General features: G+C 45.5%; 7 protein-coding genes and 2 pseudogenes. 8 read left to right on the top strand and 1 reads right to left on the bottom strand.

Annotated elements, in window-relative coordinates; genetic code table 11:
• Nucleotides 1-74 precede the first annotated feature (74 nt).
• A complete protein-coding gene (locus AC3Y2E_RS31495) occupies nucleotides 75-944 on the bottom strand; it encodes a helix-turn-helix transcriptional regulator (RefSeq protein WP_379217256.1) in 870 nt (289 codons plus the stop codon).
• A gap of 178 nt (nucleotides 945-1122) precedes the next feature.
• Between AC3Y2E_RS31495 and AC3Y2E_RS31490 the strand changes: the two genes are divergently transcribed.
• The 8 genes and pseudogenes from AC3Y2E_RS31490 to AC3Y2E_RS31455 form a co-directional block, all read left to right on the top strand.
• A complete protein-coding gene (locus AC3Y2E_RS31490) occupies nucleotides 1123-2394 on the top strand; it encodes a DEAD/DEAH box helicase (protein WP_379217255.1) in 1272 nt (423 codons plus the stop codon).
• A 471-nt stretch (nucleotides 2395-2865) separates the two neighbouring features.
• Entirely contained in the window at nucleotides 2866-4605 is a 1740-nt protein-coding gene (locus AC3Y2E_RS31485) for an ABC-F family ATP-binding cassette domain-containing protein (RefSeq protein WP_379217254.1), read from the top strand.
• Nucleotides 4606-4731: 126 nt separating this feature from the next.
• On the top strand, nucleotides 4732-6306 hold the full coding sequence (locus AC3Y2E_RS31480; RefSeq protein ID WP_379217253.1) for an ABC-F family ATP-binding cassette domain-containing protein: 1575 nt from the start codon (nucleotides 4732-4734) through the stop codon (nucleotides 6304-6306).
• A 338-nt stretch (nucleotides 6307-6644) separates the two neighbouring features.
• Complete coding sequence (locus AC3Y2E_RS31475; RefSeq protein WP_379217252.1) at nucleotides 6645-9446, top strand: S-layer homology domain-containing protein; 2802 nt, start codon at nucleotides 6645-6647, stop codon at nucleotides 9444-9446.
• A gap of 310 nt (nucleotides 9447-9756) precedes the next feature.
• Nucleotides 9757-11028, top strand: a complete 1272-nt coding sequence (locus AC3Y2E_RS31470) for a phytoene desaturase family protein (RefSeq protein WP_379217251.1) — start codon at nucleotides 9757-9759, stop codon at nucleotides 11026-11028.
• Nucleotides 11029-11073: 45 nt separating this feature from the next.
• On the top strand, nucleotides 11074-11655 hold the full coding sequence (locus tag AC3Y2E_RS31465) for a TetR/AcrR family transcriptional regulator (protein WP_379217250.1): 582 nt from the start codon (nucleotides 11074-11076) through the stop codon (nucleotides 11653-11655).
• A gap of 313 nt (nucleotides 11656-11968) precedes the next feature.
• Nucleotides 11969-12193 (top strand): annotated as a pseudogene (gene tnpA / locus AC3Y2E_RS31460) (IS200/IS605 family transposase); the annotation flags it as partial.
• Between the two features lie 175 nt (nucleotides 12194-12368).
• Nucleotides 12369-12503 (top strand): annotated as a pseudogene (locus AC3Y2E_RS31455) (transposase); the annotation flags it as partial.
• Nucleotides 12504-12531: the final 28 nt, after the last annotated feature.

Genomic DNA, 12531 nt, shown 5'->3' with positions numbered 1-12531 from the left:
AATAGAGATGTCCGCAATCTTACATATGGATGAAATGAATAGTTCCTCTGACGGTTTGGCTCCTCGCCGCAATATTAAATTTCCAAATCGTCAGGGAGTTTTTTGATTGGTGCATAGATATGGTAGGTTGAATCCAGATTGTGGACGTCATCAAAAACTTGGATAAGTTCAATATCCGATTGATCAGACTCTTGCTTGGAAATCTTTAAGAATCTAGCATAGTCTGTTTTGAGCACTTCTCCAATATCAAGCAGGTCACCAAAATAGTTGAACCTCGCACAAAATATAGTCGGTACATTAACCGTGAAATAAAAGGGTTTATGAATTTGAATGTCACTTGGGATTCCGAACAGAACCTTGAACTGGGTTGAATTTGGTTGACAGTTTGAATAAATGACAAAACAAGAACCATTTATATTTTCATCAATATGATTCAACAACATTTTTGAATGGGCGTGAATCTTCTTCTTGTAATCATCAGTGGCTAGATCTACTTCAAAGGCAATCCCGCTTATTCGGGTCTCTTTGAACTCTGTCAATGTGAAATCCGTGACGATATCACCATTTATATTTTTAAATGGTCTTTTAACCACAGTAGGTATTTGAGTCGGAGAGATTTTTTTGAACCCTGCTCTTAGCGAACTTGGAGCTACACCGTATTGTTGTTTGAATGCCCGGGTGAATGAGGCTTGCGTACCAAAGGCTAACTGATAAGCAATATGGGTTAGCGACAAATTGTTATTATAAATGAGTGATAAAGCGGCATTCAATCTTCTAGATAGGATGTACTGATTTAACGAACAGCCCATCATGGCAGAAAAAAGCCTGTGAAAATAATATTTAGACATATTGAAAGTAAGAGCAACGGATGCCACGGATAAAGGCTGTTCTAAATTCTCCTCGATATGAATCAATGCTTGTTCTAGTATCCTGTGATGATTCATACTAACTCCCTTGTCACGGTCTCTAATTTTTGTGCTAAGTATACCATACGCGTTACTCCGCTATCAGGTTATCAAATGTTTTCACTATTTCAGTGGAAGTGCAGTTCTACTCCTTTTCTAGGGTATAATACTAGTATAGAAACCTGCGTATAGACTGGTTCTTGAAGAAGGAGATCGTATGACGTTTGAACAATTGCAGTTGATTCCCCCTATTATTAAAGCAATAGCTAAGGAAAATTATTCGCAGCCCACGCCTATTCAAGAGCAGGCAATTCCCCCGGTGCTGGCAGGCCGTGACTTGTTTGGCTGCGCCCAGACCGGGACCGGCAAGACAGCGGCCTTCTTGCTGCCGATCATCCAACTGCTGAGTACACAGCAGGGTCGCATGAAAGGTAAGCGCGTTATACGCTCACTGATCCTGACGCCTACGCGTGAGTTGGCTATTCAGATTTCCGACAATGCCAAATCTTACGGATGTTTCACGAATGTGCGCTGCGGCGTGATCGTCGGTGGTGTCACGCAGAGGGCTCAGGAACAGTTGTTGGAGCAAGGCACGGACATTCTGATTGCAACACCGGGACGGTTGATCGACCTGATGAACCAAGGGTTCGTTGACCTGCGTCACGTGCAGATTCTGGTGTTGGACGAGGCCGATCGGATGCTTGATATGGGATTCATTCATGATATGAAGCGAATCATTGCCAAGCTACCCTCCAAGCGGCAGACGTTATTCTTCTCTGCGACTATGCCGTCTGAGATCACATCTTTGGTTAACACTTTGCTGAAGAATCCGGTGAAAATTGAGATTACTCCTGTTTCCTCAACGGCGGAGCGGATTAAGCAGGTCCTCTATTATGTGGACAAGCCGAATAAACTGTCGCTGTTGATCGATCTGCTACAGGATAAGTCGATCGCGAGCGCTATCGTGTTCACCCGTACGAAGCACGGTGCGGACCGGATAGTGCGAGGCTTGACGAAAGTGAAGATTACTGCGCAAGCGATTCATGGCGACAAGTCCCAGAATGCCCGACAAGAGGCGCTGAATAACTTCAAAAGCGGTGCGACACGCTTGCTGGTGGCGACAGACATTGCGGCACGAGGCATCGACATTGAGGAACTATCCCACGTTATTAACTTTAATTTGCCAAATATAGCGGAGACTTACGTACATCGGATCGGCCGTACTGGGCGTGCGGGCTTGAGTGGGATCGCGATTTCGTTCTGCGAGAACGAGGAGATTCCTTATCTGAAGGAAATCGAGAAGTTGACGAAGCAGAGAATCCCAGTTATTACCGATCATCCTTACCCGATGACAATTACGAAGCCGGAACCGGCGACTGTCGCGGTGGACCGAGTCAAAGTCAACAGTGCGCCATCCAAGGACGATGCTCGCGGACATAGCGGCGAGGCTGGCCGCCGCCACAGACGGCGATCCAATGCTGGAAAGTAAGCCGGTCAAAGTTTTTAGAGCATTTAAGTTTTTAATCGTGGGGCTACTCTTACTGACAATCCCATGGTTCTTAAGACTCGGTTTTTGCCGCCCATCCCGAAGAAACTCGAGAAGAGCATGGAAGAGGGAACGAAGGGGTAAGGGGGCATCGCATCAACATTTATTCACCACAGAGAAGGCACCTAATCGGGTGCCTTTCTATTGTAGTATTAGAACAAATCTCTTTTGCAAGGTGTGGTTAAATGGTACGGAAGCCGAAAAAATGTAAGATACTTGGAGGCTTTTAAAATCTCATCGAGAACGGTCTTTCGCTACCGATGGAGCGCAGGGGAATTCAGGAATCAGAGGGGATACAAATGGATTGAGTTTGGTTGTAAACGGTGTTACGCTAACAACGGCAAACTTGAAACTTATGTTGCAAACATCTAATGATAATACTTACTATTTCAGTTATAAAGAAAGGGTAATACGATGATAAAAGTTGAACGCTTATCCTTCTCGTTTCCGCAAAAAGAACTATATAACAACATTTCATTTACGTTAGAAGAAGATCAACATTGCGCTTTTATTGGAACAAGCGGCAGTGGGAAAAGTACATTGATTGATATACTGATGGACCCGGAAAGATATCTTTTCGATGGCAAATTAGAAATGGACCCCGATTGCACGATTGGATATGTAAGTCAGTTCTCAGAACTAGACAACACTAAAGAAAAAACAGTGTTTGAATATATAGGAGAACGATGTATAAAGATTCAAAATGAAATTCAATCGATTTGCACGGAAATGGAAACTTCATTGGATATAGAACCGTTATTGGAAAAGTATCAATTCGCTTTAGACGCATTTGATGCAATGGGCGGGGATGATTTTGAAAGCAACATTCATAAGCAGCTAAATCTAGCAAACCTCATGAAGCGAAGAGATCATAAGGTATCCGACCTGAGCGGCGGGGAATTCAAGCTTATTCAAGTGATGAAGGAAATGCTTAATCGTCCCGATTTCATGATTATGGACGAACCGGATGTATTTTTAGACTTCGAAAACCTAAACGCGCTTAAAAAGCTGATTAATTCCTACAAAGGAATGCTGCTGGTTGTTACGCACAACCGATATTTATTGAATCATTGCTTTAACAAAATTATACACCTTGAGAATAAGGAGATCCAAGAGTTCGATGGGCGGTATATGGAGTATAACTTCTCCTTACTTCAGACAAAAATCGAGTTGCAAGAACTCGCATTCGCCGAACAGGAGGAGAGTGAAAGAAACGAGAAAATCATCAATAATCTAAGGACTATTGCAACTTATAATGCAGATGCCTCTAGAGGTAGAGCGTTAAAAGCTAGAGTTAGTTTTCAGGAGAGGTTGGAAGCGCGTAGAATTAAAGCGCCCTTCGTGGAGATTAAGCAACCGAATATCCGTTTCGGTATGGATAATGAAATGGAAGACGCTATTGTTGTAAAGGTCCATGATTATAGTGTTGCTTTTGACGAGCTGCTTTTAGACAAGGTTAACTTTGAGATCAAAACGACGGATAAAGTGGCCATTATCGGTCCAAACGGTACCGGAAAAACGACTTTACTTCGAGCAATCTTTAGCAATAATCATGATTCAATTGAAATAAATGCCGACGCTAAAGTGGCTTATTTATCTCAGCTTCAAGGTGAAATGCTAAATGATTCTAATACAATATTAGAAGAATTCATTGATGCGGGATTTAACACGTATGATGAGGTCAGATTGTATCTTTCAAACTATGGTTTTGAAGGAGAAATCGTTAGTCAGAAGATAAAATCTTTATCGGGCGGAGAAAAAAACATCCTTCAATTGGCTAAAGTTTCTGCCAGTAGAGCAAACGTATTGCTTCTTGATGAACCGACAAGTCATTTAGACACCTATACACAAATCGCGTTGGAAAAAGCCATTGAAGACTATAAAGGTGCGATTCTCATGATTTCCCATGATTTCTATTCCGTTGTAAACGGTATGGATTATGTTTTAATCATTGAGGATAAGACGATCAGAAAAATGAGTATGCGAAAATTTAGACAGATGGTTTATGCTAGTCATTTTGATAAAGACTATTTAGAACTGGAACAAAAGAAAAAGGCAGTTGAAATAAAAATACAATTGGCTTTAAAAGATACTGATTTTGAACTTGCAAAAGGATTTGTTGATGAGCTAGAAAAGCTGATTAAGTTACTTTAGATTACAACCTTCTAAAAAGACACTGAGGAATAGAACCTCAGTGTCTTTTGGTTACGGGGGAGGAAGTATCTGCGGGGCCAGGGTGGTATAATTACTTCAGATGTTGGAGCGAGAAAGGTGATAGCCATGAGCGTAATACGGTTGGAGAACGTCACGAAGAAGTATGAAGAGTCCATGATCTTTCGCGACATTTATTTTCGAGTGATGCAAGGGGAACGGATTGGCCTCATCGGACGGAACGGCGCCGGCAAGTCGACGGTATTTAAGCTCATCATGGGCAAGGAAGAGCCGACGTCCGGCAGAGTAGAAATAGATCCTCAGGTGCAAATCGGATATTTCTCGCAATTCTCGGAACTCAGCGGAGGCTTGTCCGTTCAACAAGAACTGGAAGCTTGCTTTGAGCAGGTTGCTCTTATTGAACAAGAGTTACAGGAAGTCGGAGATAAGCTTGGTGTGGTGACCGACGATAGTGAGATGAATGCGCTGCTAGCAAGGCAAGCGGAGTTATTCGAGCAGATGGATCATCTCGATGGCTGGAACGTGTCCGTCGAGATTAATACGGTGCTTACGAAGCTAGGGTTTAATGACAGATCCCGCAATCAGCCCATCGATGAGTTGTCCGGGGGATGGCGTAACCGCGCGGCGCTCGCGAAGATGCTAATCGAGCTGCCCGATGTCGTTCTGCTCGACGAGCCTACGAATTACTTGGATATGGAAGGGATCGCATGGCTGGAACAGTGGTTGTACCGATTCAAGGGAGCCCTGATTCTGGTGTCGCATGACCGGCAATTCATCGACAAGGTCGTCACGCGCACGATCGAGATCGAGAACTATCATTTCCAGGAATACGAAGGCAACTACACCGATTACGTCCGTAAGAAGAAGATGCGCAAGAAGGAGCTGGATCGCCAATTCGAGTGGGAGGAAGAGCTGCTGCTCATGGAATCCGAGGCGATCGACGATCGCGCGAGCCGGAAGTCCGGTTCGAAAGACCGTCTCTCGCGGAAGCTGGCGGATAACAAGAAGCGGGTAGAGCCTCATCCCGTTAACGTGCTGATTACCGACATCTACGAGAGGTTGCGCTTTCCCGACAAGCTATGCGAAGTGAAGGCGATCGGGCAGACCTACGAGGGCAGACAGATCTTCGAGAACGTAAGCTTCGATATTCAGAAGGAAGATCGCTTGGTCATCGTGGGACCGAACGGAAGCGGGAAGTCCACGCTCATTAAGGCGCTTACCGGGCAGGAGAAGCCGGATTCCGGGGAGGTTGTCTGGGAGAAGGGAGTCAGCTACGCCTACTTCAACCGGATGTGGGAGGAGCTTGACCCTAAGGATACCGTCAGCCACGCGGTGAATACGTATGGATTGGGACTGGACGCTCCACGCAAAAAGGTGAACAAATTCCTGGCTATGCTGCAATTCTCGGAGGCGGATCTGAGCAAAGCGATCGGCCATCTGTCTGGCGGGCAGAAAGCTCGGGTGGCGCTGGCGAAGTGTCTTCTCTCGGGCGCAGCTGTGATTATCTTGGACGAGCCGACCAACCATCTGGACCTCACGAGCATACAGGTTATGGAGCAAGCTCTGATCCATTTTCCCGGCGCGGTCATAACGGTAAGCCATGATCGATTCTTCATCGATAAGATCGGGACCAAGATGCTGACCTTCGATCCGGTAACGGGAGTGACCGAACAGAGCCTGTAAGAGAGAAGCCCCGCCATAATAGCCGCAACTGAGTTTAACGGGAATAACGGCTTTTTTGTTTTGGAGCTTCGATGTTAGACGGTAGCAAGCAGTAATGTGAGATCCAACGATAAGGAGCCAGGACATTTACCTTAGGGGAATGCCTGGCTCTTTAATGTAGAGGCACTTGTATGTTTCGGAATGAAATGGGCTGCGTTGGGTTCAGCTGTAATCGTTGAGACTTAGAATCTTTCATAGTTCTTTCATAGGTCAATGTTATGATATGGGGTGGAAAATCGTGGGGTAGATGTACGTGGGGGGGAAAACTACAAATTTATTTGCGACTAGGGGGTAGCAAAATGAACGTTATGCAAAAACGATTTATGATGGTTTTTCTTGTGTTTGTGTTATTGGTTGGTTCTTACCCAGGGTTGATTGTAACTGGGGGGACTGTTTACGCGGCAAACGGCTTTGCAGGAGGAAACGGCACAACAGGCAACCCTTTTCAGATTGAATCGGCAGATCAACTAAATCATGTGAGGGATTATTTGGGTAGTCACTTTATTTTGAATAATGATATTGATATGAGTGTGTTCGATGCAGATCATCCATGGGAGCCGATTGGCAATCAGACAACGCCATTCACAGGGAGTCTAGATGGCCGAAATTTTAAAATTACCAATTTAATCATTAATGCCCCTTCTTCTGGTCAGCCTGTGGGGCTATTCAGTGTTGTAGGAGGGACAGGGAGTTTTATACAAAATCTCACCATAAATGCTGTTGGAGTAAGGGGCCTTGATTATGTAGGGATATTGGCTGGTAGGAATAGCACGACCATTCATAACGTTGGGGTTACGGGGAGCGTGTACGGTCAAAATTTTGTAGGCGGCCTGACGGGGGCAAGTAAAGATTCAAATATATCGAACAGTTATGCGACCGGCATTGTAATTGGTACAAATGATGTGGGTGGCTTAAGCGGACGAATGGATAATGGGGTTGTATCCTACAGTTATGCTATGGTTGATGTTAGCAGCCCGGTTGATGTTGGTGGGTTTATCGGTAAACAAGAGAATACAAATATCTCTTACAGTTATGCAACTGGTAACGTAGCAGGCTGTGAAGATGTCGGCGGTTTCGTAGGAGATAATGGCGGCAACTCGCTCATTTCCAACAGTTTTGCAACTGGAACGGTGACCGGCTCATGTGAATCTGGATTTCAAAGCGACTCTGTTGGGGGACTAATAGGGGATAATAGCGATGGAGATATTGAAAATAGTTATGCGATTGGGCGAGTAACAGGGGATTATCTCGTAGGCGGCTTAGTTGGTATTAGCGGTAGTGGATTTGTGAACAGCAGCTTCTATAATAGGGATACGACAGGACAGTCGGGTGGTAGCGGGCAAGGTCTAACTTCTGACGAAATGAAGAACAGGCTGAACTACCCGTGGGACTTTGATACGGTTTGGGACATGCAAGCTCCACACCATGATGGATACCCCTATATAAGGGCAATTCAAGCCTTTGTAACTTATGTCGGGAACGGTACGGATGGGGGTAGTGAACAGTTAAGCAGCCAGTCCTACTTGCCTGGATCGTTAGTGGAAGTTCAGGACAAAAGCCACGATTGGACGAGAGCAGGCTATCGATTTAATGGATGGAATACAGCGGCAAATGGCAGCGGGGATACTTATAGTGCTCATGATACGATCGTATTGAGCAGTAATATTCTTTTATATGCAGATTGGAAGCAGCCAGCTGTACCTGCGCTTATGACACCAATGAACGGTGAATACACGAATAACCGCTCACCGGTGGTCCGTGGTTCGGCGGATGAAGGCGTAACGGTGGTCATTAATCTGGATGGAAGCAAAGCGGCAACGGTAACGGTAGCGGATGATGGGGGCTGGTCATGGACGCCGCCTGGCGGACTTGCAGATGGCTTGCATACAGTAAGTGCTGGTGTAATCGATTCAACCGGGAATCCAGTCCGCTTATCGGTGGAGCATGCGTTCACGGTGGATACGGTGCCTCCTGTCATCACGCTGTCGGGAGATGCGTCGGTCACCCTCACAGCAGGAACATCCTTCGTTGATCCTGGTGTGACCTCAACAGATGCGGAAGAAGACATTCGGGTCACAATCACGGGCAGCGTATACCATCAGGTTCCAGGCACTTATACCTTGCAATATGATGCGACAGATCGTGCGGGAAATGCTGCGGTGCCGGTAACGCGTACGGTACAGGTCATTGCGCGGAGTTCGGGCGGAGGCGGAGATAGTCATCAGCCTTCAGACAACGCGAATCTCGCAAAGCTTACCGTGAAGGCTGAGGAAGTCGAACTGGCATTAACGCCAGAGTTCGCGGCAGGCACGACCCATTATCAAGTGGACACCATTGCGGACGAGGTAACGATTGAAGCGATTCCTTCCGATGCGAAAGCTACTGTAACCTTAAATCAGGCCAATCATGTTGGAGAAATAACAGTTGCGCTTGATGAGGGAGACAATGAGTTTGAATTCATGGTTAGAGCAGAGAGCGGCGTCCTCAAGACATACAACCTGATGATTCATCGTTTGACAAAGCCCGTGGAACCAGGAGCGGAAATTCCCGCCTGTACATTTCGGGATATTAAGGATCATTGGGCAGTGAGTTCCATTTGTGAAGCCTTCGAGATAGGGATTGTCGAAGGCCAGTCCGAGACGACATTCCAACCTCAAGCGAATATTACCCGAGTCGAATTTGTGGCCATGCTGCTACGTGCGCTAGGCATCAATTCAGGGCCCGCCGGGAGCGAGCTCCCCTTCACCGATCAGGATCAAATTCCTGCTTGGGCGACCGATGTGATTGGCACGGCAGTAAAGAACGGCGTATTGCAGGGTTATCCGGACCTTACACTTCGACCGATGCACAGGGTAAGCCGATCAGAGATGGTTGTCATGATGGCAAGGGCAATGAAGTGGGAGATCGCGCAGGGAGGAACCTCCTTTGCAGATGATGCAAATATTCCGGATTGGGCTAGAGGATACGTTCATGGCGCTGTTCAGAGAAATCTAGTACACGGACGTGAAGGCAAACGGTTCGGCCCGATGGATACAGCTACAAGGGCGGAAGCGGCTACCTTGCTATTGCGTTTGTGGCACACGCAGGCGGGAACGAAATAAGGAGTCGATGAAGGAGCTGTTCCAAAAGTCATGAAAATGACCCAGGGGCGGTTCCTTTATTTCATGATCTATGCCTGTACACAACGCCTCTACTCCTCTCGCCAGATCGCCAAAGTGTCGCCGATGAAGGTAGAAAACGATGAGCTCATAGGCTGGGTCCTCCTGTTCTGTATTCACACGTGCACAGATGGCAACTTTCGTTTTATTTGTAGTCATGGTTGAAAAATCTCCCTTAAACTATTGCCCCCGGATGTATGATATAGTAAAATTAAACTAAATGGTTAGTATAATTTTTAAGGGGGTTGGAGATATGAAAAAAGTTGTTATTGTGGGAGCCGGTTTAGGTGGCTTAGTAACAGCTGCTTTATTGGCGAAGAGAGGGAACCGGGTCGTTATTATGGAGCGTTCGCCGATTCAGGGTGGAAGGAGCCATGTGATTTCTAAAAATGGTTTTACAATGAGCTACGGTGCCCATGCGGTCCTTGCGCCTAAACAGGAGCCGATGCGTTCCATTATTCGCGAGCTTGAGCTGCCGATGGTGTATAAGAAGGCGAGCTTATCCAAATTCAAACTATTTAAGGATGGTAAGGTGATCTCCACCCCGCTCGGCTTTGGGGCGCTTACATCTCCTGCGGTTTCGGGTTTTTTCAATCATATACTGTGTTTGAAGCAATTCTATCAAATGGTGAAGCAAGCCCCAGACTTCTCGCATGCAATGTCCGTAGGACAATGGATTCGAGAAAACGTCAGCAACCCGGATATCGCTAAGGTTCTTACCGCATATGCAGCGTTGTCCGTCTACGACGGTGCTCTCGATTTGTATTCCATGAACCATTTCGTCGAACTTACATCGAGAGGATATGAGAAGAACGAGCCTGTAAGCTATATGGGATATGACATACTCCTGAATGAATTGCAAAAAGTGATAACGAATCATGGGGGCAGCATTCTTTGCGGCAAACAAGTCTCGGATGTTATCATTGAAGCAGGCAAGGTTAAAGGCGTAGTATGTGAGGGTGAACAGTACGAATTCGATGAAGTGGTGTTGAATGCTCCGCCGAAAGAGTTAGGCAAGCTTCTAGGTAATCCTTACCTTGCAGACGAGTTCGGCGGTTATTTAAATCAACCGGCACAGTATGTGTTTGTCTATGATCTTATGCTTTCCAAAAAGATGCGCGGCGATGTCAGCAATTTGTTGGATTTGGATGGAGGTCTATACTTGAACGACTACAGCATAAATAATCCTTCTTCTGTTTCTACAGGCGGACAGTTGATCAACGGTCTGAAATTTTTGAGCGAACAGGAGCAATTGGACGATAGCCATGCTCAGGGTTCTCAAAGTGCAGTTGAAAATTTGCTCCATAAAGTATACCCGGGATGGGAAAAATACGTGGTAGGCAAACGGATCATTCACAGAGCGATGGTGAACGGAATAGCCAGGAGAACGAATGCAAAACTGCTGCCGCTGCAAAGCCGGACGGTACAGGGGTTGTACTTGGTTGGAGATTCGACTGAAGGGTGCGGAGCCCTGGGTATGCCCTGCTATGATAGTGCGAAGAAAGTTGCAGATATGTTATCGTAAACCTAAAAAATCAGGATTATTGAGCTTTAGATGGAGGAATCGATTATGAGTCATGGGAGAGAGAAAATACTGCAAACCTCTTTACAGGAATTTGCGGAGAAAGGTTACGATGGATCCAGGATCGATTACATTGCCAAAAGCGCTGGTGTCAATAAGGCTTTAATTTATTACCATTTCAAAAGCAAGGAAGAGTTATATACGGCGGTTATTAACGATTTATTCGAAAAAGCGGCGTCCGTCTCAATCACGCCTACAGGCACATCCGTACGCGATAATTTGCTTCAAGTCATGGAGCATTTTATGCATTTTCTTCATGAGAATCCGTTTTTCGTAAAAATCATGGACCAGTGTGTCGCGCATAGTCGAGACATTTTTAATAATCTGCATCACCAGAACATCTTTTTCGAGCGGGTGATGAGTATGTATTTATTAGGCGTTCAGAATGGCGAATGCAGGAAAGTCGATCATCCTGAAGATTTCATCGTAAGTTTGCTAGGAGCCGTTTACTTTTATTTCTCTCATCACAAGGCGATACGAAAGTTTTACGGGGATATCTCCGAAGAGGAGGTTATCTCCATTCGGAAAAGAACGATGAAAGATATTGTCTCGAGGTTATTGTTTTCATGATGCAGCCGATAAGGTGACGAATATCCGCCAAAACGTTAACTATAGGGAATCAATCAAGGATGGAAGAGCAACGAACCGGTTTTGTGACCCTGCTCGACATGGCGGAATGCCTTGGATAGCTCATCATCGGATAGGGCGTGGCTTATGCCACGTTAACTATCCGATACATGTTTAGGTGACTATTACAACATTCCCTTTAATGTCAAGGTTTCTATAGGTGAACAACACTGACATATGTTATCCTGTAATCAGAGGTGATTATGTGTCAGAAATAAAGCGTGGTCGTGGTTACGTCTATGCCATTTAGTACCACATCGTATGGTGCGTAAAGTACCGACACAAGATACTTGTGGAAGAAATCGACGTAAGACTAAAAGAAATTCTTGTTCAGATTGCATCCGATAACAACTTCACTATATCTGAAATTGAAAGCGACTCCGATCACATTCATCTCTTAGTGGAATGTACACCACAGCATTCAATACCTGGTATGATTAAAGCGTTAAAAGGTGTTTCCGCGAGACTTTTGTTTAAGAGGTTGTTCAAAAAGTCCGCTTTTGATCACGAAGCCGATCAGGAAGCCAACTCAACATCGAATATGGAATTCAGCCGGAACTTCCGGTGCTCACGTAGCTTTCACTACGCTCCGCTCCTCATTTCCTAGCTTCATCCCATCTTCTCGGTGCTGAAAACCGGACTTTTTGAACTCGCACTTTAAAGAGTTTCCTGAGATTAAAAAGAGATTGTGTGGAGGAAATTTTTGGAATCCTTCTTATTTTGTTGCAACAGTCAGTGAACATACAGAACAGCAGATAAGAACGTATATCCAAAATCAGAAAGTGAAGTGAAAAGCAATGGTAGTGAATAAAGCTTATA

This window comes from Paenibacillus sp. MAH-35, from assembly GCF_058135425.1.
Note: the sequence above shows the minus strand (reverse complement) of the source record. Positions and strands in the feature narration are given on the sequence as shown.